Source organism: Dysgonomonas hofstadii (genome assembly GCF_014196915.1).
Classification (GTDB): domain Bacteria; phylum Bacteroidota; class Bacteroidia; order Bacteroidales; family Dysgonomonadaceae; genus Dysgonomonas; species Dysgonomonas hofstadii.
Genome location: NZ_JACIEP010000007.1, coordinates 23,182 through 48,824, shown reverse-complemented (window position 1 = coordinate 48,824; position 25,643 = coordinate 23,182). Strand labels below are relative to the sequence as shown.

Genomic DNA, 25,643 nt, shown 5'->3' with positions numbered 1-25,643 from the left:
AAAATATTCAGTTTGCTCCTGGTCAATGAATATCAATTATCGGCTAGGAGCAAATTATATCACTATTATGAAAAAAATACTAAATTTCAACGCAATTTCCATCGCTTGTTTTCTGTATATATTTGCAGCCTGCGCACCTTCTACAACATCGTCTACATCCTCAATAATAAGAGACACAGAAGCAATAAGAGCCGAACTGATGAATCCCAATCTGAACAAAGTAATCGTTGTAGCACATCGTGGCGACTGGCGCTATGCAATGGAGAACTCATTGCCTGCAATAGAAAATTGTATCAAAATGGGAGTTGACGTAGTAGAGCTTGATATACAGCGGACCAAAGACGGGCACCTTATACTGATGCATGATGCTACATTAGATCGTACAACTACCGGAAAAGGTAAAGTAGAAGAGTGGACACTGGATTCCATCAAAACATTAAAATTAAGAAATGGTTGTGCTGCAAGAACCAAAGAAATGGTACCAACACTGGAAGAAGCTCTTTTATTTGCTAAAGGGAGGATCTTTCTCAATCTGGACAAAGCCGACCGCTATTTTGACGAAGTGTACGAGCTATTGAAAAAGACTGGAACGGAACGGCAGATAATAATGAAAGGGAGTAAGCCATATGAAACGGTGCAAGCTCAATTTAGCAAATATTTAAATGAAATTATATACATGCCGATAGTCAGCCTCGATAACGAAAATAGCGAAACTATAATAAATGATTTTATAAAGAAAATGCCTCCTGTAGCCTTTGAGTTGTTATACAAAAAAGATACTAATCCCCTACCTAAAGAAGTGATGAAAACCTTAAGTGGCAAATCGCTCATCTGGTACAATACCCTATGGGATACAATGGCTGGAGGGCATGACGATGATATGTCTTTAGTTAGTCCTGATCAAGGTTATGGCTATCTGATTGATTCGTTAGGTGCCAGAATCATACAAACGGATCGTCCTCAATATCTGATTAACTATCTGCAAAAACGCAATCTACATCATTGATTCAGATTCGAATACATCATTATGTTCAAAAAAATCATTTCATTCTATAAAATAAGCAGTCCGGTAAAGCTTGAGTCAATTACCGAAGATGAACAGCAACGGAAATATAAAAGACTGCGGTTTTCTAGTTTTTTTGCAGCTACGGTAGGATATAGCCTCTATTATGTTTGTCGCACAAGCCTCAATGTAGTCAAACAACCTATTCTCGAAAATGGGACATTAAACGCCAGTCAATTGGGTATTATTGGTTCTGTCTTATTATTCTCTTACGCCATCGGAAAATTTATTAATGGCTTTCTTGCCGATCATAGCAACATAAAACGTTTTATGGCTACCGGTCTCATTATTTCTACTTTAGCTAATTTGATAGTAGGAATACTGGGGTTGGCCGAATCTTCGACCATAGGGTTTTCCAGTTTTATTTTTTTTATTGCATTTGCCATTATGTGGGGTATTAACGGGTGGAGCCAATCAATGGGTGCTGCTCCTGCCATTATATCTCTTTCGCGATGGTACCCAATCAAAGAACGAGGAACCTACTATGGCTTCTTTAGTGCCAGCCATAATCTGGGAGAGTTTCTTTCCTTTATTTTTGTGGGAACTATTGTTGGCTTGTGCGGTTGGCAATGGGGATTTATAGGCTCTTCTGTTGCAGGAATACTAGGAGTTCTGATTATTATACTCTTCTTGCACGACACTCCACAGAGTAAAGGTCTGCCAACCGTAGAAGTATTAACCAACGAAAAGATCGCCCCCACTGATAATAAAGGAGGTACCAAGGATGTGCAAAAAGCAGTATTAAGAAACCCCTGGGTATGGATATTAGCCCTATTTAGTGCATTTATGTACATTAGCAGATATGCGATCAATGGATGGGGAGTACTATTTCTTCAGGAATCGAAAGGCTTTTCGCTGGGAACAGCAACACAGATAATATCTATAAATGCCTTGCTTGGAATATTCGGAACTATTTTTTCGGGTTGGATATCGGATAAGCTCTTCAAAGGGAATCGTAATTTGCCTGCGCTTCTGTTTGGCATATTGAATACTTTTTCTTTATGCCTCTTCCTATATTCCGGTAATAATATCTACATAAATATACTCAGTATGGTACTTTTCGGAATAGCCATTGGTGTACTTATATGTTTTCTGGGAGGGCTGATGGCCGTAGATATTGTTCCCCGCAATGCGAGCGGAGCAGCTTTAGGTATTGTTGGAATAGCCAGTTATGTGGGAGCCGGGATACAGGATATTGTAAGTGGATGGTTCATCGATTCGGGAAAGAGTGTAGAGAACGGAACTACTGTATATAATTTCGATTATGCCTCCATATTTTGGATTACAGCATCCATTATCTCCTTCTCTTTAATCCTTCTGGTATGGAAGAAAAAGAAGTCTTAAATTAAAAAAACATAGAATAAATGCTTAGATATAGTCTCTCAATATTGTTTGGTTTATTATTAACAGTCGGTGTTACAGGACAAGAGTCGGAAAAGAGATATAACACAGGCATCAATATCACGCCTGTTCCGTCCGAACTTACAGTTAGTGAAGGATTCTTCAGTTTGAATGAAAAAACGACAATATACATTAATACACAATCTGACGAATTGCAAAGAATTGCCGGATTGTTCGCAATGAAGATTAAGAATCCAACAGGTCTGGATATCCCTATCGTAAGTATTGAAAAGCAAAATCAAATAAGAATAACTATAGATGAAAATCTTAATTTAAAACAGGAAGGATATTTGCTGAAATCGGATAACAAAGTCGTTAATATAAAAGCAAGTGATATGGCCGGCATATTTTATGCAATGCAAACAATGATACAGTTATTACCGGCTGAGATAGAAAGCCCCGATTTGCAAAAAAACATACAATGGAAAATACCTTCGGTAGAAATACGCGATGAACCCCGATTTGCATATCGTGGTTTCCTAGTTGATTCGGGCAGGCATTTCTGGAGTGTCGATTTTATAAAAAAGCAATTGGATATAATGGCAATGCTAAAGATAAATAGACTTCACTGGCATTTGACTGACGATCAGGGTTGGAGAGTAGAAATAAAGAAATACCCGGATCTTACAAAAATCGGTTCGCAACGAAAAGAACATGACGGAACTATATATGGCCCATATTATTATACGCAAGAGGATATAAAAGAAATCGTAGCCTATGCAAAAAAACGCTTTATAGAGGTTATTCCCGAGATTGATATGCCGGGACATGCTGTCGCGGCAGTTGCGGCATATCCCGAATACTCCTGTACAGGAGGGCCACATAGCGTGAGGAATGTATGGGGAATATCTTCTGATATTTTTTGTGCGGGGAATGAACAAACATATACCTTTATTGAAGACATACTAGACGAAATACTTCCACTCTTCGAGAGTAATTTTATTCATTTAGGTGGCGACGAAGCCGATAAGTATCAATGGGAAAGATGCCCTAAATGCCAGCTGAAAATGAAAGAATTGAAACTTGTATCTGATAAAAAAGCGTCGGCCGAAAATAAATTGCAAAGCTATTTTATGGGGCGAATAGAAAGTTATCTTGCACGATCAGGAAAAAAGATAATTGGTTGGGAGGAAATGGTGGATGGTAACTTATCCCCTTCTGCTACGGTTATGAGTTGGAGAGGATTGGAAAAAGGTATTGAAGCGGCTAATTTAGGAAATAATGTGATAATGTCACCCAGACCTTATGTATATTTAGATCAGCCGCAGGGAGATGCCAAATTACTACCACCAGCCCCTCCTCGTTATGTACCACTCGAAAAGACTTATTCTTTGGATCCGGTTCCGGAAAGTCTTGATGTATCAAAACATAATCAAATACTAGGGACACAAGCTGCTACTTGGGCTGAATACATTCCAACTGAGGATTTATTTGAATGGTACACTTATCCACGTTTAATAGCTTTGGCCGAAGTGGCATGGAGCAAGCCCGATAATAAAAACTATAAAGAATTTTTAAGAAGGCTGGATAATCAGAGAGTGAGATTAGATATGCACAAGGTGAATTACTATATTCCTCTTCCTGAGCAAAAAAATGTACCATCTGCTAATTTTGTTGCATTTAATACTAATATTATTTTGGACCTTTGTACAACAGAACCGGTTACAATACTCTATACAACAGATGGAACGGAGCCCAATGATAAATCGGCAGTGTACAAAACTCCTCTGATATTTGATGAAACAAAAACCTTAAAGGTTCGTTCGCTATTACTTTTAGGTAAATTGGGGGAAGTTAGGACTATTCATATCGAAAAACAGGATTTTATCCCTTCTATAGAAAAAACTCCTGACTATAGAGGATTAAAAGTGAAATACTATACAGGTTTTGAAAATAAGGTAGATAATCTTTTTGCAAAAATTCCTGTCTTAGAGGAAATTATAGAGGAACCTCAACTATTGAAAGACAGAATAAAAAACAACAGCTTACTGACGGAGGGAAATGCCCGAAGTGTTATTGTAGAAGGCTATATTACCATTCCTATTGACGCTGTGTATTATTTCAGTACCAATTGCGATCAGTTTTGGATTAATGATAAACTCTTGATTAGTAACGAAGGTTTTGTTAAAAGGAATTCGAATAACGATAAATCAATAGCATTGGCCAAGGGTTATCATAAATTCAGAATGATTAGACTTGCCGATATATGTGGAGGTTGGGTGCCCCAATGGGAGTCTGTCACATTAAGCATAAGAAGTGAAAATGAGGATAAATTCAGAGTGATGAAAGCTGTAGACTTCAGGTAATTCTTCGGGTACGCACTTATATTTTTTCTTATTCCACACAAATCAGTTATTTTCCATAAATCTTACAAAGATAAAATTTAAAACATTTTTAGAAGCTAAAGCCTTGTACTTAAGTATATAGTTTTAAGTAGCGAACTTGAAAATAAAGCTATTGCTTCATGCTCGTAGCTTATTTGTTGAATAGCCATATAAGTTGACTTCAATATAAGATTAATACTTTATTTATATCAGAATTGAGGATGCGAACATTTTTGAATGAAAAGTATTTGTATTTCAAGAAATGTATTTAATTTTGTAAAAAGAGTTATTTGAATCGATGAAAAGTAAAGTAGAATAAGGTGGTCTGGTGGTTTCTAAATCGTTACCTATTCTTCTTTTTCACCCTCCTTATTGATTGATATTCAATCGAATTCTATTTTTTTGCATAGTATGATAACAAAGGTAACAAAATATTCAGTTAACAGTCAACAGTCAACAGTTATCAGTTAACAAAAAAGTAACGAAAGTAACGCTTTTGCAGTGTTTATCTGTAGGGGCGCCCCCTTGTGGTTGCCCGAAATATAATAAACGGGCAGAGACAAGCCACTACCCCTACAAACCATTAGTTTTTTACTAAAAAGTAACAGAATTTACTCTCTTCATTCTTCATTTAAATATTGGCACATCGGCATATTACCACATTAGCTCATTGTTTATCCTATAGATAAACTTCTATTCATTTAATAACAATGAGCTATCGCCATAACTCAAAAAACGGTAATCATTTTCCAAAGCATGCTTATAAACATCTTCCCATTTATTCTCTCCAAGAAATGCCGATACCAAGAGTAACAAGGTACTCTGCGGTTGATGAAAGTTTGTAACTATTCCATCGACAATCTTAAATTTATATCCAGGAGCTATTATAATTTGCGTGTCCGCTATAAGTGTATTTAGTTTATGAACATCAAGATAGTCAATCAGATTAGTCAACGCTTTTTCTTTTGTTATCTGATTGCTTGCTTCCTCGTAAGGTTGCCATTGTGAAACCTGCATCACAGGATTCTCTTCCTTTTCTAGCAATTCTCCTAAGTAATAAAGGCTTTCAAGTGTACGTACAGATGTAGTACCTACTGTAATAACTCGTCCTTTATGATTCAGTAATTGTTCGAAGAACTCCCTTTTCACCGAAATAAATTCAGAATGCATCAGATGATCTTTTATCTGTTCCGATTTTACAGGACGGAATGTTCCGGCTCCGACATGTAAGGTAATCTCAGCTGTTTTTATTCCTTTTTCTTCTAAAGAATTGAAAACTTGGGGTGTGAAATGCAATCCGGCAGTGGGTGCAGCTACCGATCCGTCGATCTTCGAATAGACAGTCTGATAGGTTTGTTTATCCTGTTCTTCTGTATCTCTGTTCAGGTAAGGAGGAATTGGCAATTCTCCCATGACTTCGAGTAATTCTGAAAAAGTAACATCAGCATTATTCCATTCAAACTCTATAATATGCGCATCGCCATGAGATTGCAGTCTTTTAGCAGTGACCAGTATTAATTTGCCATCAATTGAAATTTCCCTGGTCAGGTTACCTTCCTTCCATTTTTTCAGATTACCTATCAGACATATCCACGAGCAACGCTCTGTCTGCTGAAAATTAAGTTGGTAATCGTGAGGAGAATGTGGCTCGAGGCAAAATATTTCAATCTGTGCACCCGTTGCTTTCCAAAAATGCAAACGTGCCTGAATAACCTTTGTATTATTAAAAACCAACAAACTATCCCCTGACAGATATTCAGGCAGGTCTGAAAAAACAAAATCTGATATTTCTCCGTCCTTATATACAAGAAGCTTCGAACTATCACGTTTAGTTAACGGATACTTTGCGATCCTGTCGTCAGGCAGATTGTAGTTATAGTCCTCTATACGTATTTCCCTGGGATTCGATATTTCCACTTTTGCTTTTTTTATTCGACAAAAATAAGCAACTTTGCGGGAATAAAAAAGTGGCTCTACCAACCTCCCTAAAGGGATGGTTGTCAGACTCTGAAATAGACTGTACAAACAGCCAATATACCATTCTGTCATCCTGACCATAGGGAAGGATCTCTTTTCTATTATTAAGAGATGTTTCACTATTGTTCAACATGACAAAGAAAGAGATAGACAGAGCTTAATAACTCTGACCTCCAAGGGGGAGAAAGAGGGGGCTTTTAAATATTATAATTATGAAAATAGGAGATAAAGTACGCTTCCTCAACACTACAGGAGGCGGTATCGTAAAAGGATTTCAGGGAAAAGACATTGTATTGGTAGAAGACGAGGAAGGATTTGATATACCTGTGCTGATCAGAGAAACTGTAGTCATAGAACCGGCAAACGAAGCACAGGTAAGACAAAACCTGAAACCGACCAATGAGGTTCAACAAGCCGCATCTGTAAACAAACCTGAACAAAAGGAAAAAGAATATATCCCCGAAGAAACAAAAGAGGGAGAGTTGCTCACTGTTGTACTGGCCTATCTGCCTGTAGATATTAAAAATATAAGCACTACCAATTTCGAATGTTATCTTGTCAATGACAGCAATTATTACCTGTCATACAACTATATGAGCAGGACAGATGAAGGATGGACAAGGCGCAAAACAGGAGTTATTGAACCGAATACCAAGCTTTTTATCGACGAATTCGATAAAACAGGACTGAATGATATGGAACGTGTCTGCCTGCAATTTTTTGCATACAAGCAGAATAAACCTTTTGCCATAAAAAACGTCTATTCAGTAGAAGCCCGGATAGACACTGTGAAGTTTTACAAACTGCATAGTTTTAGAGAAAACGACTATTTCGAAGATGAAGCTATTGTATATCCTATAGTGAGGCGTGATGTGTCGGAGAAAGAGCTGGTTGTTTCAGCGGAAGAAATAGAAATCGCTATGAAACAAAAGGAACAACGCCCTCGAATACAGCCTATCGCCAAAAAGGATAAAAAAGATATACTGGAAATAGACCTGCATATTGATGAACTTATTGACAGTACAAATGGCATGTCATCAGGCGACATGCTCGAATATCAACTGAACAAATTCAGGGAAGTATTGGAAGAGAATAAAAAGAACAAAGGACAAAAAATAGTCTTCATCCATGGTAAAGGCGATGGAATCCTGAAAAATGAGATATTGAAAGAACTGAAAACCAAATATAAATCATATTACTATCAGGACGCTTCATTCCGGGAATATGGATACGGCGCCACGATGGTAACTATAAAATAACTTTAACACAATAAATTAAATCGACAATGAAAAAAAGAATTTTAGTATTACTGGCTGTTGTAGCCACATTGGTTAGCTGCGATTCCGTACAACAAAGTTTGAAAAGTACTTACAATATGATTAATTGCGAGTACAATTATAAATCCATTTCGGGACTTACTGTTTCGGGTATCGATCTTTCCAGCGGCCTGTCGCTGACAGCTATTCCTAAAATCACATCTATACTATCAGGAAGCGCAACGTCCATTCCTTTAAACTTTAACCTTAACCTGGATGTGAAGAATCCGAACGAATCGGCGGCTATGCTGCACGGACTACAGTATATACTTAGTATCGACGGAATAGAGTTCACCACCGGATCTATCAACCAGTCACTTAACATCGGCGCAGGACAAACACAAACCTTGCCGCTTTCGATCGGAGTAGATCTGGCATCACTGATGAAAAATAATTCGAAGGATGCAGTGGTTGACATTGCCAAAAACTTTTTAGGGATAGGTTCTGAAAAATCAGAAGTGAGTCTCCAGCTAAAACCTTCTTTCAATATCGGCGGGACTACTGTAGCTTCCCCTGTATATATTCCGGTAAGTTTCAGCTTTGGAGGAACTAAATAGCATATATAGTTGTTTACAATAGAAAACAACTTATCTCATGGAATACAATGTCGTACATAATGAAGCGGAAAACCGTTTCGAAGTAGAAATAGACGGTCTTTTGTCAGTAGTGGATTACCGCAATCGCGATGGCGTTTTTCTGGTGACGCATACAGGTGTACCAAAAGAGCTCAGCGGACAGGGAATCGCAGCCGCTATAAATAAGGCCCTATTGGATTATGTACGGGAAAAGGGATATAAAGTCCGTCCGATCTGTCCCTATACAATAGCATATATCGAGCGGCATCCCGAGTATAAAGATATTTTAGCTTGATAAAGTAAAATTTGGGGACGGAAGGATTGCTCTTTGAGCAATCCTTTTTTTATTCAGGATAGCGGAATATCCACTCCTGTTCTTCTTTTGGTAATTCCGAGACCACTGCTTTATAATTCGGATCAGGTTTATACCAGGTTTGGTTTGAATAATATTTCTTTAATTCGGGAGAAGAGAAAATATATCCCCGGCGGGCAAAAGGATAGTTACGCAATATCCTTCTTGAGAGATCATTGGCTGTTTCTATCGTATAATCTTCAACATAAGTGAGATTGTAGGCCAGTTGCAACCATTCTTTACAATCGAAAGGGATCGGCATATAGGCCAAAGGCTGGAAAGAACGTATATGTAATTCTTCCTTCGGATGGAAGTTCTTTGCATGGTATTCAACCTGTCCTTTCATCATGGCAAAACGGGTACGGGTAAGCTCTCTTTCATCGTGACCGGAATAATCGATATGCGATTGCTCCCTGTTTTTCACACCTTTCCCTTTTATCGTCCATCCAGGAGATTCTCCGAAGGCCGGATCATCTATATGAAAATCCTGAAACTCACCCATATCCACTATCAGGGTGAAATCATCGATCTGCTTATTCGCCCAACGAGTAGCTGCCGTCAATACATAATCGAATGAGTATAAGAAGTCTACACTACCCGACAAATCACATATATAAGTATGCTTGATTATATTCAACCCTGTCTTAAAATCGGCGGTAAAATGGTATACATAGAAGAAATCGGCACTTTGCCACCCATTATTGCCCATCGACTCTTCCATTTGGGTACGGGTGAGTGTTTTGAATTTTCCGTTCTCATAATAAGCGCTGTCTTCTACAATGGCTACCTTATAAGACAATGGTTTATCATTCATATTCACGGTGAAATGGTAAATATTAGGATGTTGCCCGTCCCTAGGCCTTGGATCGACATCCCCTCCCGGAGAAAAGGCTTCAAAACCCACAATTACAGATTTAGGGTTACCCGGATTAAAAAACTCATAATAGACAGAAACTTCTACCTGTCTTTTAGTTTTACGGGTAATTTTCAGTATTTCCTTTCTTACGGAAATGTCGGTTTCTATAATCGGGATCAATTGATTGCCACTTACATAATACGAGCCATCATTGGCTGAAACAGAAATGCTGAGTATCAGAATAACAAGTGATAAGGCCAGAATTCTTTTGATCATATATTTACATATCTTTAATTATTCCTTGGAAAGAATATAGTTTTTTGCATCTTTTAAAACCTTGTAGCCATTCTTTAAATCAATACTCCATCCCTCCCCTGCTATATGATTTTGTGTTTCCTCCAAAGGAACAGATAAATAAACAGTTTTCCAGTTAGGTGATAAAAGCATTCCTCTATTTACCGTCAGAACGCCCCAATTATCGGAAATAGTGGCTGTTGGATAAACATTTCCGTCATCACCCAAAGGAATTATATTTGAGGGGTTAAACGAGATACTCATCTTCTCTAGAGGAACAATCAGGTGCGGTTCTTCAATAAAAATCTGTTTATATCTTGCAATCTGTTGTAATTTTATTTCTTCTCTTTTCATTTCTTCTTCAATTATGCGGGAGCCATTATACAATTCCTGCATATTATTTACCGCCAGATCCAGGTTTTCAGGAAGAGTTATATTTAATTCCTTGATAAAATAGTCTATCAGATTGATTTCTGCGGACACCTCTTTATTCCAGCTTCTGTTCTTCGCCCTCAGAAGAAACCCATAACCGGGAATAGTCTGATATGCAAATGACCTCACATAGGTAGGGTTAGACATGAATAAATCGAAACTTCTACTCAAATAATCTGTTGCTTGTTTTTGGTTTCTACCACTTATTACCTGCCCGGTGTATTCGGCTATTCCTTCGTTTAGTTCCAGTTTATTCTCCGATATTACGGATTGTGGATACAATTTATTTCTATACTTCCTAAAAATAAAAGCATTTATAAGGTGTTTTTTCTGATCCTCCTTATTCTCCGACAAAATACTGTTCTTTAATGCCTCCAGTTCCAGGCGCAAATATATCCTGCCATTTTTCTGATCTAAATGATTGTTATCCGTATTAAGCATATTAAAACCTAGTCTGGGTTGGGCAACATGAAATAATTCGTGTGATAACAGATTTATTCTTTCAGATTTGTCCGGTGACAGGGGAAGCATAACCATGGCCCATTTTTTCCCGTTCCAGTTTATAGCTGTATTTGCAAAATTTACATTTGGTGGTAGTATACCCGTGTATACCAAATCTATTGGGGTTAGGGTAGCAGCACTATCTTGTTCATTCGTATATATTTTTCTGGTATCAGGATCGATAAGCATCAAAGGAGCATATAAGTCCATATTCCATAATGAATAGTTATCTTTTGTTGCTACTCTCACCTCTTCGAAATAGGCATTAATAGTATCAACAAAATTTTTATCTGTATTTTGGGAAAAACCAGCCTGAGAAAAAAAAACCACAAGTAAAGCTAATATAATCTTTTTCATCGCTTTTTACGGATTTGTTAGACCTAGTTATTAATACTGCGAATATACGATTTATTAAATAAAAAAGCCGGTAGGATAACTTTTCCTACCGGCCTTATATTTATATTGTTTTCTATTTATTCCATACTCTCGGAGCTGGCACAGGTTTCAATGGTTGCCTGTTTTTCAGATCTTTCATCACTTCTTCTATGGCACGGTTCAATTGCTGGTCTTCTCCATTCCATTCTTTTACAGGATCATTATCGACAACAATATCAGGATCTACTCCATGATTTTCAATAATCCATTGTCCCGTTTTAGCATCGTAGCTAGTGAAGAAAGGAACACGGATATCTGTTCCATCGATGAAAGGCAGCGAACCAGAGATACCGACAATACCTCCCCATGTGCGTGTTCCTATCAGTTTGCCCAATCCCAACGCACGGAATCCCCAAGGGAACAAGTCACCGTCAGAAGCCGAATATTTATTGATAAGGCAAACCTTAGGGCCAACCTGTACAGCATCGGGTACAGTACCAATACGGGTAGAACCACGGCGCATTGTCAGACGGTAAGGTTCGCGGGCAAGACGCTCGAGTATCATAGGAGATACATTTCCACCGCCGTTTGCACGATCATCGATTATCAGTCCCTCTTTATCGAGCTGCGGATAGAAATAGCGTGCGAATTCGTTCAGACCTTCAGGTCCCATATCAGGGATATAGATATAACCGATCTTTCCGCCGGAAGCTTCTTCCACTTTCTTCAAGTTATTCTGTACCCACTCGTAATGATAAAGCGAGTATTCTTCAGAAAGCGGACTGATGACAATCTTTTTGGCTCCTGCAAGCTGAGCGCTGGTATTCAAGGATATTTCGGTAGGGACTCCCGCCTTGCCTACCAGCAGCGAATACATATCCTTTACGCTATTGGTTGGTATACCATCTATTGCCACGATGAAATCGCCTTTTTTTGCTTCTATTCCTGTTTCGGTAAGTGGTGATCGCAGTTTTTTATCCCAGGATGCACCTTGAAGTATCTTTTCTATTTTAAAGAATCCACTCTTATCTCGGGATATTTCAGCCCCTAACAAGCCCGTATTTATTTTTTCAGGACGAGGTGTTTCTCCCGGATTGACATAAGCATGCCCGCAATTTAGTTCGCCGATCATTTCTCCTATAATGTAATTCAGATCGAGGCGTGTTTTTACATATGGAAGTAAGACCTCATACTTTTTCTTGATTGCTTTCCAGTCTACACCATGCATGTTTTCCACATAGAAACCATCACGGTATACACGCCACGCCTCATCAAATATTTGTGCCCATTCAAGTGGATAATCGATAGTAATCTTTATATTTTTCAGGTTAACCGCATCTTTCAGATCTGCTTTTCCTGAAGGAATATTAGTTACATACAGTTGTCCTCCTTTAAAGAAAAGAGCCTTTTTATCGGTATTTGAAATATAAATATTCGCCCCGCCATCAGCTACAGTTTCTTCTTTCTGAGCTTTCAGATCATAGACCATTGATGCTCCTTGTTTATTGTAATAAACTTTGTCTCCATTAGCATAGAAACCCCAGTAATATCCGGTGGAAACAGGGAGTTTTATAATGCGTCCGGTTATCCCGTCAAAATCTATTTTCACAGAAACACCTGAATCTTTCTTCTCTGCATCTGCTTTTTTATCATCCGCTGTTTTTGCATCCTTTTCTACTTCAACCTTTACTTCGGCATCTTTTTGCAGGAAAGGAGAAGGAGTCTCTTTCGATAAAAGGGCGAGATATACACTTCCTGATGTAGTATAAACATGGTTCCACTCTTTACGCCCGTAGATCGGATTGAAATCACGGTCGGAAGAGAAGATCAGGTATTTTCCGTCTTTGCTGAATGCAGGACTGGAAGATTCATACCATTTATCAGTAACCGCATATTCTTTCTTGGCGGCAATGTCAAATACATAGATCACATTGAAATCATTAGATTCCATACGGGTATATGTCAACCATTTACTGTCTGGTGAAAAGCTTATCCCTCTCGGTTCACCCACCGGGTCTTGTAGTAAAGTAGTTTTGCCTTTCGATGCTATAGTCAACAGGTTTATCCTGTTTTTACGGTCGGTATAGACAATTGATTTAGAATCGGGGCTCCATGTGAATGAGCGGATATATGTATCATTGTTCTTCGTGAGCTGTATTGGCTCCGAGCCTGTCGCATCTTGCATATAAAGCTCTGTTTCACCCGTTGCATCAGATATATATGCAATATATTTTCCATCGGGCGACCACTCGGCATCACGATCGTGTGCTCCGGGCGAACGTGTCATATTTTTAGTTACCCCTTTATCAGCAGGAACATTGAAAACTTCGCCACGGGCAGTTATAACCACACGTTCCCCGTCAGGTGAAAGTCCGGCAGATTTCAGGTATTTTTCTCCATCTTTTATTTCACTACGGGCATAGATATTATCCGATTTCAACGCAATATTTACTTTAACTGGCTGTTTATTTGCCACATCCAGTTTGTAGATATATCCTCCGTTCTCGAAAACAATAATATTCCCATGATAAGAGGGGAATTTAATATCGTATTCTGTAAAATTAGTTACTTTACTTGTTTGTTTCGATACTGTATTATAAACAAACAGATTCATCGTACGATCACGGTCGGAAATGAAATAAATGTCATCTCCTACCCACATCGGCATAATATCCTGTGCGTCGTTATTGGTAATATTGGTCACCGATTGAGCTGACGGATCATAAATCCAGATATCGTCGGCCATCCCTCCCTTATAGTATTTCCATGTGCGAAACTCACGCATCACACGATTGTAAGCCAGTTTTTTCCCATCAGGAGAGTAACTACTGAATCCACCTTCCGGCAATGGAAGCCCTCTTGATAATCCACCTTCTTTTTCAACCAAAAATAAACGCCCACTAAATCCATCACTAATGCGGTTACGATACAGAATATCCTTTCCATCGGGAGTCCAGCCCATAATAATATTATTAGGCCCCATGCGATCACCCAGATCGTCACGCTGATTGGTTGGTGTGTAAGTTACCCTCAAAGGCTCGCCGCCTGTTGAAGGAATCGTATAGACCTCTGTATTTCCGTCATATTGTCCGGTGAATGCGATAGTTTTCCCATCAGGGGAAAATTTCGGAAACATCTCGTAACCGATATGTGAGGTCAATCGTTGAGCTTCGCCTCCATTGATAGAAACTTTATACAGATCGCCTGCATAAGAAAAAACGATCTCCTGGCCATTAGTAGCCGGAAAACGAAGCAAACGCGCTTCCTGAGCGAATACCAATGGCAAAGCAGCTATTGATATGAGAACAGCTAGTATGATTCTTTTCATAATTAGTTTTTTATAATTTTCCTTGACAAAAAGCAAAGTTAAAATCTTTAATACAAAAGACAGAGTTATTCCCTCAAATTTTTAACTTTATAATTATCTTTATCCAAAGGATTTCAAGTACAATCAATATCGAATACCAATGACTAAAAGGATTTTACTTTTCGGACTAATTTTAGCTACTTTAATTTCATGTAAAAACCAGGAAAAAACCCAATCATTCAAGCCGGGCGAACTCTGGACCGACAACAATGGTGTGCACATAAATGCCCATGGTGGAGGGATATTATATGACAACGGGGTTTACTATTGGTATGGCGAACATAAGACTGAGGGGAAAAATGGAAACTACGCAAATGTAGGTGTACATTGTTATTCATCCTCAGATTTATATAACTGGAAAGATGAAGGAATAGCCCTTGGAGTAGACAGTATAAATTCAGGTAGCGATATTGAAAAAGGGTGTATTCTGGAAAGGCCAAAAGTCATAAAAAACGAGAAAACGGGTAAATACATCATGTGGTTTCATCTGGAACCAAAAGGGAAAGGATATTTTGGCGCTTTGAGTGGTATAGCTATAAGTGATAATGCAACAGGACCCTATAAATATATTAAAGCCGTTCGCCCCAATGCCGGGCACTGGCCTGTAAATGTATTGGATATACACAAAGGAGAGATCAGAAGCGAAGGTCTTGAATTTTCGGGAGGGAGTTTACCCGGCGATGTCGATTCACTTAATATATTGGGACGGGATATGCAGGGTGGACAAATGGCCCGGGATATGACTCTTTTTGTAGATGACGACGGAAAAGGATACCACATATACTCATCGGAAGAGAACAGTACTTTACATATTGCCGAACTTAGTGACGATTATCTGTCTCACAGTGGCAAATACGGGCGTTTTTTCCCCGGCAGGTTTATGGAAGCTCCGGCGATGTTCAAAAAAGATAATAAATATTACCTGATGATGTCGGGTTGTACCGGATGGAGTCCGAACGAAGCCCGCTCGGCTGTAGCCGAATCTATCTGGGGACCATGGACAGAGTTGGGAGATCCTTGTATAGATCACATTGACAAGAAAACATTTTTTTCGCAAAGCACCTACATCCTACCGGTGCAGGGTAAAGACAATCAATTCATATACATGGGAGACAGATGGACTCCTAAGAATGCTATAGACGGACGTTATGTCTGGCTACCCATCGAATTTGAGGGAGACAGATTTATTATAAGATGGCACGACGAATGGTCGTTAAATAAATAGCCTCAATTGTGATATTTCTTATTTTCCGTGGGTTATACGCAGTATCCTGCTGTCACGCGCATCTATAATAATAAGAAATGTACCTCCAACCATTCTGGGTTCTAAAGGAAACGTACCTGAAATAATCCAGTAATTATCAATAAAATGAACTTCATACGGGTGTTGCCGTATAATATTTTCCTCGGAATAGATAGAGAATAAAACCACCTCTGCAATTTTCACCGCATCGGCTTCTTCTTTTATCAGGATTTTATCTTTTCCTATGACATTATGAATAAGGCTATCGGATAGGGACTCTCTTAATTCTTTTTCCGCATGCTCCCTACCAAAAAGCAATCTTTCAGTGTTATCCTTCTTATTCTGAGAACAACAATTCAAAGTGACGAGTAATAACATGAATAAAAAGATAGTTTTCATAGCGCTATTTTTACAAAATAAAGATTCATGCCTCTTATTATTAAAAAGCTTTATCTATAAGTAAAAATAAGAAGAAAGTTTATAATTCAATACCTCTGTTATCAGTATTTTTCTGATACTGGGCTAATGTAAAGTCTTTCGGTACGAATATTAACAAGCGTTGTTTTACATTTGCTATATCGCAAGGCAGATTATTCCACTGTACTATATCATTTTTAGAAACCTGATAGCGAAAGGCGATCTGAGTCATTGTTTCACCGAAACGTACCTTATGATATATCTTTTTCCAATTATCCCCTTTTGGAAATACCTTTTCGGGTTCTATCTTTATCTCCTCCAGGCTTATATTTTCTTTTTCACTCCTTTCTTCTATTTGTATTTTATTATTATCTGCCAGCAATACATCCGTTCCCTTCTTTTCCTTCGGTTTGGCAAAGACATCCTTGCCCCACCCTTTTACTGAGTTGAATGCAATATTAGCTACCCCGGATATCCGACCCCAGACATTCTTTTCCTTTTTAAGAGTTATTTCATAATCCTCAAAATTCTTTTCAGTCAACGCCAGTATCCGTTCATACGAATCTATCATTCCGGAAGAAGAGGTTTCAGGCACCATGTTATTCATATAATCCTCCATTATTTTTGTTGCCGCACCTTTGTCAATTGATATCTCTGCCAGTAAAGGGGCTTTTAACTGCGGTTCTTCGATAAGGATAAACTCTATTTTCTGAATTTTCAACTCCGTACCAAGTTGTATATAATCCGATTCCAGATCGTTCCATTTTTGAATATTTTCAACAGATACATCATTGCTGCGAGCTATCGACTTCAGGGTTTCTCCCTTATTTACTTTATGATACGAAATTACAGCATGAGCCTGATAGACTCTAGATTGTCCACCTCCTGATATATAATTCTCTGGTCGATCCTCATTCGTCGCCGAACCAGCCATTATTATAAACAGGGACAGAAACAGAAAAAATAATCTTGTCCGATTAATCATAGTAGTTTATGTATTAGTTTTTTGTAGTGTGATTTCCTCTCCTCATATGCAAAGATATTTATTCTAATAATATATTTGTTAACATTTATACATTTTAGCCAAAAAGTTTATGATAATTTATCCTGGCATTTTACCAATTCATCACATTTATTATTACATATTGGCTCAAATAGGACTCCATTTCATAGATTTCAGACCAAACAAAAAAGAGCTGTATTTTCATACAGCTCTTTCTTCTTTTATTCTAATTTCGGATATAATCAGTTATTTTCTCCTTCGTTTTCGTTTCTCTTTTGTACCGGTTTTTCAGGACGAGGAGGACGAGGAAGAAGTACTTTGCGTGACAATTTGAACTTACCTGTCTTAGGATCAATGTCAATCAACTTCACCTCTATCATGTCACCTTCTTTCAGTCCGGCTTTTTCCATATCCTCTATACGATCCCATGAGATTTCAGAGATATGTAATAATCCGTCTTTACCCGGAAGGAATTCACAGAATGCACCGTAAGGCATTACCGAGCGAACTTTAGCTTCGTATATCTCACCTACCTCAGGAACGGCAACAATACCTTTTATCTTAGCCATCGCTGCTTCTATAGAAGTACGGCTGGTAGCAGATACTTCAACACGTCCGTAACCGTCTATCTCTTCGATAGTAACAGTAGCACCTGTTTCTTCCTGTATACCTTGTATAATCTTACCGCCAGGGCCGATAACAGCACCAATGAATTCTTTGTTAATAATAATAACTTCGATACGAGGAGCGTTTTCTTTAAAGTCGGCACGTGGTTCAGGTAATGTTTCAAGGATTTTACCCATAATGTGTAAACGTCCTTCTTTTGCCTGATTCAATGCTTTTTCAAGTATTTCGTAAGAAAGTCCGTCAACCTTTATATCCATCTGTGTGGCAGTGATACCGTCTACTGTTCCTGTCACTTTGAAGTCCATATCACCTAAGTGGTCTTCGTCTCCAAGTATATCAGAAAGCACTGCAAAATTGGTTCCTTTCTTTTCAGAGATAAGTCCCATAGCAATACCTGTAACCGGTTTTTTGATTTGTACCCCTGCATCCATCAATGCCAGTGTGCCCGCACAAACAGTAGCCATAGAAGACGAACCGTTTGATTCGAGGATATCTGATACTACACGGATAACATACGGATAATTTGCCGGGATCATTGGTTTCAATGCACGATGCGCAAGGTTACCATGTCCTATTTCACGACGTCCTACACCTCTCGATGGTCTTGCGTCCCCAGTTGAAAACGGAGGAAAGTTATAGTGCAAAAGGAATCTGTCTTTTCCGTTGTTAAGCACATCGTCGATAATCTTCTCATCCAGTTTTGTACCTAAGGTAACAGTAGTCAACGATTGTGTCTCGCCACGTGTAAATACTGCCGAACCGTGGGCTCCCGGAAGATAATCGACCTCACTCCAGATAGGGCGGATCTCGGTAGTCTTACGTCCGTCGAGGCGCTTGCCTTCATCGAGTATAGAACGGCGCATTGCTTCTTTTTCCACATCATGATAATAGCGGGAAATCAGCATACCTTTTTCTGCCAGTTCTTCTTCGGTCAGGCCTGCTTTATATTCTTCTACAATAGCAGCGAAGTTGTCGCCACGCTCGTGTTTGTTTGTATTACAAGATGTAGCCACAGCATAAGCTTTGTCATAACATTTGGCCCATACATCTTTTCTTAGCTCTTCATCATTCGTTTCGTGGCTGTATTCACGCTTCACGGTTTTGCCTACAGCTTCCATCAGTTCTATCTGAGCCTGACATTGAACTTTGATGGCTTCATGTGCAACTTTGATGGCTTCCAGCATTTCCTCTTCCGAAACCTCTTTCATTTCACCTTCAACCATCATAATATTGTCCATAGTAGCACCTACCATGATATCCATATCAGCTTGCTCCAGCTGTTCGAATGTAGGATTTATAACGAATTGTCCGTCAATACGGGCAACCCTTACTTCCGATATCGGTCCATTGAACGGCACGTCTGAAACAGCCAGTGCAGCTGATGCCGCAAGCCCGGCCAAAGCATCAGGCATATCTTTACCATCGGAAGAGAACAATATAACATTTACAAATACTTCAGCATGATAATCGTCCGGAAATAACGGACGAAGTGCACGGTCTATTAAACGGCTAACCAGAATTTCGTAATCAGAAGGGCGTCCTTCCCTTCTTTGAAAACCTCCGGGAAAACGTCCGAAAGCAGCAAACTTCTCTTTATAATCCACAGAAAGTGGCATAAAATCAACATCCGGTTTAGCGTCTTTTGCAGCTGTTATAGTAGCCAGCAATACGGTGTCACCCATACGTAATTCTACTGCTCCATCTGCTTGTTTTGCTAGTTTTCCGGTTTCAATGGTGATAGTCCTTCCATCACCCAAATCGATACTCTTTGTAATCGGATTCATCATAAATATTTTTTCTTAACTTCTTAAAATCGAGCAAAGATAAGGAAAGTTTTTGAAAACGAGGGGTTTGTTGAGTTGAAAGTTCAAAGCGCATTCCAGGTTATTAATAGAAATTAAATATCCATTTATAAAAACGGATATCACAACTTTTATTATTCATTTCTAATTAAGAAAACCCTCTCTGTCTCATCGCTTCAAATGTGATAACGGCCGTCGAAACCGACACATTCAGAGAATCTATTTTTCCGCGCATCGGTATCTTGATCCGTACATCGGCATTATCGAGCCAGAAATTTGTTAGCCCATCTGCTTCGGTACCCATAACTATAGCCGACGGAGTGGTGAAATTCGTATCCTGATACCATTGCGATGCCTGCAATTCGGCGGCGAATGATTTTATGTTTTTCCCATGAAGAAAATCAAGGGCTTCCTGCGATGAGCAAACAGCTGTTTGCACGGTGAAAAGGCACCCTACACTCGATCGCACAGCGTTCGGATTATATAAATCAGTTGCCGGATCGCATATTATAACCGCATCGGCCCGGGCAGCATCGGCTGTACGAAGTATTGCCCCCAGATTACCGGGCTTTTCTACAGCTTCGAGGATAATAATAAAGGGATTGTCCGATAATTTCAGATTATTTAATGTATGATCTTTTGGCTTTGCCAACGTAAGCAATCCGTCCGATCCTTCACGATAAGCGATTTTATCGAAAACAACTTCGGTTACTTCATATATCTTATTCTCCGGAATGGTCTCCAGCACATCGGGATAATCGGTTTTCGCAAACAATCCGGGACAAATAAACACCGAATCAATTTCATAATCCGCCATCAATGCCAGACTCAATTCCCTGGCTCCTTCAATAATAAAAAGCCCTTGTTCCCTCCGCTCCTTATTCTTGGCAAGTTTAGTGATATTCTTTATCCTGGGATTCTGTAAACTACTGATCTTTTCCATTTTCAAAATACTTAACATGCAAAAGTAATTATAATTTATAGGCTAAACGGGGTATTTTTGTACCTTTGTGCCGAAATTCCAAACAATATTAGCAAATCATATATGAAATCGATCTGGATACTTTCCTTGAGTATTCTTTCACTCTTAAGCTGCAACTCAGGCAATAAAGAAGGAGAAAAGCCTTCCGAACCTAAGAAATATTCCCGTTTCAACGGAAAATACAGCACAACTTTCAACGATCTGCCCGACCTGCATATACAGGCTGCAACCGAAAACGGAGTAGGCCCATTGGAAACGAGGGCAGATACTGCCTTGTATGAGGACAGGCTGGTAAGAATCCCTCAGGAACTGGGAATTTACAGGGTAGACAGACTGAAACATTCCATGCCACTCCTTGTACCTAAGGCCGCCACGCTTCTGTCTGATATAGGGCTTAATTTCAGGGATTCACTTATCAGTAAAAAGATGCCTCTGTATAAACTGATTGTGACCAGTGTCACCCGTACAAACGACGATGTGAAGGGATTATCGCAGCGAAACAGGAATGCCAGTGAAAACTCAGTGCACCGCTATGCTACAACTTTCGACATCGCATGGACTCGCTTCGATAAGGTAGATCACACCGATGAAAGGACAAGAGACGATGGTCAATTGAAAGCGGTATTAGGACAGGTGTTGCACGACCTTCGCCAACGTGACAGATGCTATATAAAACATGAACGCAAGCAGTCTTGTTTTCATATAACAGTAAGATAATTCGAAAATTAGCAAATTTGGAAATTCGGAAATTACCGAATATGCTAATTTGCTAATATGCTAATTGACGATGAATCGCTATTTTATATATTTAGCTTACAACGGAGAGAATTACAACGGTTGGCAAATACAACCGAATGCCCCCTCTGTGCAGGAAACAATAGAAAAAGGGCTGTCCACCCTTTTGCGCATTCCTACATCTATTGTCGGAGCCGGACGCACCGATGCGGGAGTTCACGCGCGGCAAATGTTTGCCCACTTCGATACAGAAGATATAGAAAATGTTCATCAACTTACGTTTAAACTGAACCGTATCTTGCCCAAAGATATAGTGATATATAATATATTAAAGGTGAGGAACGATGCACATGCCCGTTTCGATGCGACATCAAGGCTTTACCGTTATTATATAACAACAGCGAAAGATCCGTTCCTCTATCATCTGAAATATAAAATACACGGTGAATTGGATGTAAAGATGATGAATGCCTGTACAAATATTTTATTCGATTACGAAGATTTTACCAGTTTCAGCAAGCTGCATACCGATGTAAAGACAAACAATTGCAAAATTATGCAGGCCGGATGGGAACAATCGGGAGACGATTACATATTTACGATCAAAGCCGACCGTTTCCTGCGCAATATGGTTCGCTCTATTGTAGGCACATTATTGGAAGCCGGCCGGGGAAAAATCGATGAAAACGGCATGAGAGAGATAATTCAAGCTAAAGACAGGGGTGCTGCCGGAACATCGGTACCGGGACACGCTCTTTTCTTAGAAGAAATAGAATATAATAACGACATATTTATAATAGAATGAAAATCGGACGGATTTTAAGCGGAAGAACCCTACGGGGGTTTATGGAAAGTGAGAAATCGGGAGGGCTGACACTTATTGTCTGCACAATCATATCTATACTTCTCGCCAATTCGGGTATTGGGGAAGGTTACAGAGGTTTCTGGGAAACACAGGCGGGAAGTCATACTATAGCCGACTGGATCAACGACGGACTTATGGCAATCTTCTTTCTTCTGGTAGGGCTGGAGTTGATACAGGAAATATATGAAGGTGAACTCTCGAATGTAAAGCGAGCCATGCTACCAATCTCCGGAGCATTAGGGGGAATGCTTATTCCTGCCGCCATCTATATGTCTTTAAACTTCGGAACAGATACACATGCCGGATTTGGTATTCCAATGGCTACCGATATAGCATTCGCTTTGGGAGTGTTGTCTTTATTGGGTAACCGTGTGCCAATATCACTCAAGGTATTCCTTACTGCACTGGCAGTAATAGACGACCTGGGTGCAATAATCGTCATCGCCTTGTTCTATACAACTTCGCTAGCATGGGTATATCTGCTGGCTGCCATAGGTATATTTGTCCTATTGCTTTTATTAAATAAAAAATTCAATGTAACAAACCTCATCCCTTACCTGATAGGCGGTGTTATCATGTGGTACTGCATGCTTCATTCAGGTGTGCACGCTACTATTGCGGGAGTATTGTTGGCTATAACCATACCATTTAAAAAGGGCGATCCGAAATGCCTTTCCAACAAAATGCAGAGTGCTCTGCATTATCCCGTTGCATTCGCTATATTACCGATATTCGCCCTTGCCAATACGGCCATGCTGATAGAAGGCAATTGGGATCAGTCGATAGGTGAACCGTTTGCGCTGGGTATTATCTTAGGTCTTATTGTTGGCAAACCTATTGGCATCACATTGTTCAGCTTCATCAGTGTGAAAACAGGATTATGCGCCTTGCCAAGAGGTGTGAAATGGAAAGCCTTGTTGGGCGCAGGTATGCTGGGCGGTATAGGGTTTACGATGTCTATCTTTATCACCCTGCTGGCATTCAAAGGAAATATGCACTATATCAACGAATCGAAACTTATGATATTACTTGCTTCGCTTGCTTCGGGGATTATCGGCTATGCCTGGCTGAACTATGTACTGAAAAAAGAAGAAACAAAAGAGAGGGTAAAAGAATAAGAAAGAAAGAGGCCGAAAAAGCCTCTTTCTCATTTAATGTATAAAACATATGTGGTTAGCACTTGCTTTTGTTTCAGCATTTTTCCTCGGATTATACGATATCAGCAAAAAGAAATCGGTACATGAGAATGCCGTTATTCCCGTATTGTTTCTCAATACGCTTTTTTGCTCTCTACTATTATTTCCGTTGGTACTTGTCTCGAGAATATCGCCAGATACATTAATCGGCACCATAGGTTATGTACCGGTCGTTTCGTGGGAAACACACGGTTATATATTTATTAAGTCTGTTATTGTCCTCACTTCGTGGATATTCGGCTATTTCGCCATTAAGCATTTGCCGCTCACCATTACAGGCCCTATCAATGCCACTCGCCCGGTTATGACCTTAGTCGGAGCGTTATTGATATTCGGGGAAAGACTTAACCTGTACCAATGGATCGGGGTAATAATCACTATTGTATCTTTCTATTTGTTATCGATGTCGAGCAAGAAAGAAGGTATCAGTTTCAGCAAAAATAAATGGATATTCTTTATGATCCTCGCATCCATTGCCGGAGCTGCCAGCGGATTGTATGACAAATACCTGATGCAGCGATTCAGTTCCACGGCTGTGCAATTCTGGTTCAATACTTATCAATGTCTGCTAATGTTGATAGTATTGATCGTGCTTTGGTATTCGAAGCGGGAAAAGAATACTCCGTTTAAATGGAGGTGGAGTATTATTCTTGTTTCTGTATTTCTCACTATTGCCGACTTTGTATACTTCTATGCGCTGACCGATCCCGATGCCATGATATCTATCGTGTCGATGGTTCGCCGCAGCAGTGTACTGGTTTCATTTGCAGGTGGAGTGCTTTTCTTCCATGAAAAAAACTTAAAAGGCAAGGCTATCGACCTCGCTTTGATAATAGTAGCAATGTTTTTCCTATATTTGGGGACTAAATAAAGAAACAACAATGAGAAAATTAATCTACATAATAACTTTTAGCATATTATCGATATCAATGGCTTCGGCCCAGAACATAATTGAAGTTATCAATACTATGCCGAATACAATAATTACCAATCTGGATGCGGCACAAAAAGACCTGCTTATTTCCAATCCGGATGACACAACAGGGATTACCATTTCTCTGGACAGATACGGCGAACTGAAAAGGTTGGCCATGACGGCCGACTTTATTGCGATAAAGACATCGGATGCCGGGTCAACACAAATAAAGCTTCTGCCACTGATAAACGACTCAAAGATCATCTGCGTGGTAAAAACCGTTTATGATAGCCAAAAGAAGGTTAGCGACAGCCAGATGCAATTTTACACCACTAAGTGGATGCCTATACCGGGAACTGATCTTTTCCCGAAAGTAACAAAGGAATGGTTTATAAAACCGGATGTAGACCGTAATAGTCAGGATTTCATAAATGCATACGCCGCCATCGATATGGATCCTGTGATGATAACACTTTCTTCCAGTGATTATAATCTATCTGCTCAGTTTATGATCAAGGGCTATTTATCAGACGAAGAGTATAAAAAAGTACAGCCATATCTTATCGAAGAGCCAAAAATCTTTCTTTGGGATAGAATATCCTACAAAAGTACCGATCCGAAATAAATCGGAGAGACATTAAAAGATGACTTGTTTGGGGTGATTATCTTACTATAACTTTCACAGCGACTTTTCCGGCTTTCAGTATATACAGTCCTTTCGACAGATCGAGGTAACATTGCCCGCCTTCACAGGTTTTCAGATTTTTACTGGTAATCTTTACTCCCAATATGCTATATACTTCCAGATAACCTTCGGTAGGTATATTTTCCATCTTCAGTTTTGTGGTTCCGTTGATGGTTATGTCAAGTGTCATAGCATTATCACTTTGCTGTTCAAATACAGAATTGGACATAGGAAAATCTGCATCCGCCGCATCAATACTAGCAGCAAATGAAGCCCCCGTCGCCAATAAGAGGAATAATATCGTCCTGTATTTTACCATATATAATAAGCCTAACAAGC

Annotated in this window: 21 protein-coding genes; 12 read left to right on the top strand and 9 right to left on the bottom strand. The window is 39.4% G+C overall.

The window, feature by feature from the left end; translation table 11 throughout:
* Window positions 1-67 precede the first annotated feature (67 nt).
* From GGR21_RS10635 to GGR21_RS10625, 3 genes are read left to right on the top strand one after another with little or no spacing between them, the layout of a single operon-like run.
* Complete coding sequence (locus GGR21_RS10635) at window positions 68-1,006, top strand: glycerophosphodiester phosphodiesterase family protein (RefSeq protein WP_183307205.1); 939 nt, start codon at window positions 68-70, stop codon at window positions 1,004-1,006.
* 21 nt (window positions 1,007-1,027) lie between these two features.
* Window positions 1,028-2,407 carry an MFS transporter gene (locus GGR21_RS10630; protein ID WP_183307204.1) on the top strand — a complete coding sequence of 460 codons (1,380 nt, stop codon included), beginning with the start codon at window positions 1,028-1,030 and terminating at the stop codon, window positions 2,405-2,407.
* A gap of 20 nt (window positions 2,408-2,427) precedes the next feature.
* Window positions 2,428-4,770 (top strand): family 20 glycosylhydrolase, encoded by a 2,343-nt coding sequence (locus tag GGR21_RS10625; protein WP_183307203.1) that lies wholly within the window; start codon window positions 2,428-2,430, stop codon window positions 4,768-4,770.
* A gap of 711 nt (window positions 4,771-5,481) precedes the next feature.
* Here the strand turns inward: GGR21_RS10625 and GGR21_RS10620 are convergent.
* A complete protein-coding gene (locus GGR21_RS10620; protein WP_317169878.1) occupies window positions 5,482-6,705 on the bottom strand; it encodes an S-adenosylmethionine:tRNA ribosyltransferase-isomerase in 1,224 nt (407 codons plus the stop codon).
* A 272-nt stretch (window positions 6,706-6,977) separates the two neighbouring features.
* Between GGR21_RS10620 and GGR21_RS10615 the strand changes: the two genes are divergently transcribed.
* From GGR21_RS10615 to GGR21_RS10605, 3 genes are read left to right on the top strand one after another with little or no spacing between them, the layout of a single operon-like run.
* Complete coding sequence (locus tag GGR21_RS10615; RefSeq protein ID WP_183307202.1) at window positions 6,978-8,024, top strand: DUF2027 domain-containing protein; 1,047 nt, start codon at window positions 6,978-6,980, stop codon at window positions 8,022-8,024.
* Between the two features lie 26 nt (window positions 8,025-8,050).
* Entirely contained in the window at window positions 8,051-8,638 is a 588-nt protein-coding gene (locus tag GGR21_RS10610; RefSeq protein ID WP_183307201.1) for an LEA type 2 family protein, read from the top strand.
* Window positions 8,639-8,675: 37 nt separating this feature from the next.
* A complete protein-coding gene (locus tag GGR21_RS10605) occupies window positions 8,676-8,951 on the top strand; it encodes a GNAT family N-acetyltransferase (RefSeq protein WP_183307200.1) in 276 nt (91 codons plus the stop codon).
* 49 nt (window positions 8,952-9,000) lie between these two features.
* Here the strand turns inward: GGR21_RS10605 and GGR21_RS10600 are convergent, their stop codons facing one another.
* The 3 genes from GGR21_RS10600 to GGR21_RS10590 form a co-directional block, all read right to left on the bottom strand.
* The gene (locus tag GGR21_RS10600; RefSeq protein ID WP_183307199.1) at window positions 9,001-10,140 is read right to left on the bottom strand and encodes a YARHG domain-containing protein; all 1,140 of its coding nucleotides are present in this window, start codon (window positions 10,138-10,140) and stop codon (window positions 9,001-9,003) included.
* An 18-nt stretch (window positions 10,141-10,158) separates the two neighbouring features.
* On the bottom strand, window positions 10,159-11,448 hold the full coding sequence (locus GGR21_RS10595; protein ID WP_183307198.1) for a hypothetical protein: 1,290 nt from the start codon (window positions 11,446-11,448) through the stop codon (window positions 10,159-10,161).
* A gap of 112 nt (window positions 11,449-11,560) precedes the next feature.
* Complete coding sequence (locus GGR21_RS10590) at window positions 11,561-14,794, bottom strand: S41 family peptidase (RefSeq protein WP_221232986.1); 3,234 nt, start codon at window positions 14,792-14,794, stop codon at window positions 11,561-11,563.
* Between the two features lie 139 nt (window positions 14,795-14,933).
* On the opposite strand from GGR21_RS10590, the gene GGR21_RS10585 reads away from it, so the two are divergent.
* Window positions 14,934-16,058 carry a glycoside hydrolase family 43 protein gene (locus GGR21_RS10585; protein ID WP_183307197.1) on the top strand — a complete coding sequence of 375 codons (1,125 nt, stop codon included), beginning with the start codon at window positions 14,934-14,936 and terminating at the stop codon, window positions 16,056-16,058.
* An 18-nt stretch (window positions 16,059-16,076) separates the two neighbouring features.
* On the opposite strand, the gene GGR21_RS10580 is transcribed toward GGR21_RS10585, so the two are convergent.
* The 4 genes from GGR21_RS10580 to GGR21_RS10565 form a co-directional block, all read right to left on the bottom strand.
* The gene (locus tag GGR21_RS10580; RefSeq protein WP_183307196.1) at window positions 16,077-16,475 is read right to left on the bottom strand and encodes an NTF2 fold immunity protein; all 399 of its coding nucleotides are present in this window, start codon (window positions 16,473-16,475) and stop codon (window positions 16,077-16,079) included.
* Window positions 16,476-16,554: 79 nt separating this feature from the next.
* A complete protein-coding gene (locus GGR21_RS10575; RefSeq protein WP_183307195.1) occupies window positions 16,555-17,478 on the bottom strand; it encodes a muramidase family protein in 924 nt (307 codons plus the stop codon).
* A 260-nt stretch (window positions 17,479-17,738) separates the two neighbouring features.
* Window positions 17,739-19,910, bottom strand: coding sequence for a polyribonucleotide nucleotidyltransferase (gene pnp / locus GGR21_RS10570; protein ID WP_183307194.1), 2,172 nt, complete (start codon window positions 19,908-19,910; stop codon window positions 17,739-17,741).
* A gap of 163 nt (window positions 19,911-20,073) precedes the next feature.
* Entirely contained in the window at window positions 20,074-20,868 is a 795-nt protein-coding gene (locus GGR21_RS10565) for a TrmH family RNA methyltransferase (RefSeq protein ID WP_183307193.1), read from the bottom strand.
* A 102-nt stretch (window positions 20,869-20,970) separates the two neighbouring features.
* On the opposite strand from GGR21_RS10565, the gene GGR21_RS10560 reads away from it, so the two are divergent.
* The 5 genes from GGR21_RS10560 (at window position 20,971) to GGR21_RS10540 (ending at window position 25,244) form a co-directional block, all read left to right on the top strand.
* Entirely contained in the window at window positions 20,971-21,624 is a 654-nt protein-coding gene (locus GGR21_RS10560; protein WP_183307192.1) for a DUF5715 family protein, read from the top strand.
* A 70-nt stretch (window positions 21,625-21,694) separates the two neighbouring features.
* Window positions 21,695-22,447: a tRNA pseudouridine(38-40) synthase TruA gene (truA, locus tag GGR21_RS10555; RefSeq protein WP_183307191.1), complete on the top strand. Its 753-nt coding sequence runs from the start codon at window positions 21,695-21,697 to the stop codon at window positions 22,445-22,447.
* Window positions 22,444-23,625 carry a Na+/H+ antiporter NhaA gene (nhaA, locus tag GGR21_RS10550; RefSeq protein ID WP_183307190.1) on the top strand — a complete coding sequence of 394 codons (1,182 nt, stop codon included), beginning with the start codon at window positions 22,444-22,446 and terminating at the stop codon, window positions 23,623-23,625. The genes truA and nhaA overlap by 4 nt, the downstream gene beginning before the upstream one ends.
* Before the next feature lie 49 nt (window positions 23,626-23,674).
* The gene (locus tag GGR21_RS10545; protein WP_183307189.1) at window positions 23,675-24,574 is read left to right on the top strand and encodes a DMT family transporter; all 900 of its coding nucleotides are present in this window, start codon (window positions 23,675-23,677) and stop codon (window positions 24,572-24,574) included.
* 10 nt (window positions 24,575-24,584) lie between these two features.
* A complete protein-coding gene (locus GGR21_RS10540; RefSeq protein ID WP_183307188.1) occupies window positions 24,585-25,244 on the top strand; it encodes a DUF3256 family protein in 660 nt (219 codons plus the stop codon).
* Between the two features lie 37 nt (window positions 25,245-25,281).
* On the opposite strand, the gene GGR21_RS10535 is transcribed toward GGR21_RS10540, so the two are convergent.
* Window positions 25,282-25,623 carry a T9SS C-terminal target domain-containing protein gene (locus GGR21_RS10535; RefSeq protein ID WP_183307187.1) on the bottom strand — a complete coding sequence of 114 codons (342 nt, stop codon included), beginning with the start codon at window positions 25,621-25,623 and terminating at the stop codon, window positions 25,282-25,284.
* Window positions 25,624-25,643: the final 20 nt, after the last annotated feature.

Bases quoted from the DNA above. Each gene is read 5' to 3' on its own strand.
- GGR21_RS10635 (WP_183307205.1), top strand. From the start codon at position 68: ATGAAAAAAATACTAAATTTCAACGCAATTTCCATCGCTTGTTTTCTG.
- GGR21_RS10630 (WP_183307204.1), top strand. From the start codon at position 1,028: ATGTTCAAAAAAATCATTTCATTCTATAAAATAAGCAGTCCGGTAAAG.
- GGR21_RS10625 (WP_183307203.1), top strand. From the start codon at position 2,428: ATGCTTAGATATAGTCTCTCAATATTGTTTGGTTTATTATTAACAGTC.
- GGR21_RS10615 (WP_183307202.1), top strand. From the start codon at position 6,978: ATGAAAATAGGAGATAAAGTACGCTTCCTCAACACTACAGGAGGCGGT.
- GGR21_RS10610 (WP_183307201.1), top strand. From the start codon at position 8,051: ATGAAAAAAAGAATTTTAGTATTACTGGCTGTTGTAGCCACATTGGTT.
- GGR21_RS10605 (WP_183307200.1), top strand. From the start codon at position 8,676: ATGGAATACAATGTCGTACATAATGAAGCGGAAAACCGTTTCGAAGTA.
- GGR21_RS10600 (WP_183307199.1), bottom strand. From the start codon at position 10,140: ATGATCAAAAGAATTCTGGCCTTATCACTTGTTATTCTGATACTCAGC.
- GGR21_RS10595 (WP_183307198.1), bottom strand. From the start codon at position 11,448: ATGAAAAAGATTATATTAGCTTTACTTGTGGTTTTTTTTTCTCAGGCT.
- GGR21_RS10590 (WP_221232986.1), bottom strand. From the start codon at position 14,794: ATGAAAAGAATCATACTAGCTGTTCTCATATCAATAGCTGCTTTGCCA.
- GGR21_RS10585 (WP_183307197.1), top strand. From the start codon at position 14,934: ATGACTAAAAGGATTTTACTTTTCGGACTAATTTTAGCTACTTTAATT.
- GGR21_RS10580 (WP_183307196.1), bottom strand. From the start codon at position 16,475: ATGAAAACTATCTTTTTATTCATGTTATTACTCGTCACTTTGAATTGT.
- GGR21_RS10575 (WP_183307195.1), bottom strand. From the start codon at position 17,478: ATGATTAATCGGACAAGATTATTTTTTCTGTTTCTGTCCCTGTTTATA.
- pnp (WP_183307194.1), bottom strand. From the start codon at position 19,910: ATGATGAATCCGATTACAAAGAGTATCGATTTGGGTGATGGAAGGACT.
- GGR21_RS10565 (WP_183307193.1), bottom strand. From the start codon at position 20,868: ATGGAAAAGATCAGTAGTTTACAGAATCCCAGGATAAAGAATATCACT.
- GGR21_RS10560 (WP_183307192.1), top strand. From the start codon at position 20,971: ATGAAATCGATCTGGATACTTTCCTTGAGTATTCTTTCACTCTTAAGC.
- truA (WP_183307191.1), top strand. From the start codon at position 21,695: ATGAATCGCTATTTTATATATTTAGCTTACAACGGAGAGAATTACAAC.
- nhaA (WP_183307190.1), top strand. From the start codon at position 22,444: ATGAAAATCGGACGGATTTTAAGCGGAAGAACCCTACGGGGGTTTATG.
- GGR21_RS10545 (WP_183307189.1), top strand. From the start codon at position 23,675: ATGTGGTTAGCACTTGCTTTTGTTTCAGCATTTTTCCTCGGATTATAC.
- GGR21_RS10540 (WP_183307188.1), top strand. From the start codon at position 24,585: ATGAGAAAATTAATCTACATAATAACTTTTAGCATATTATCGATATCA.
- GGR21_RS10535 (WP_183307187.1), bottom strand. From the start codon at position 25,623: ATGGTAAAATACAGGACGATATTATTCCTCTTATTGGCGACGGGGGCT.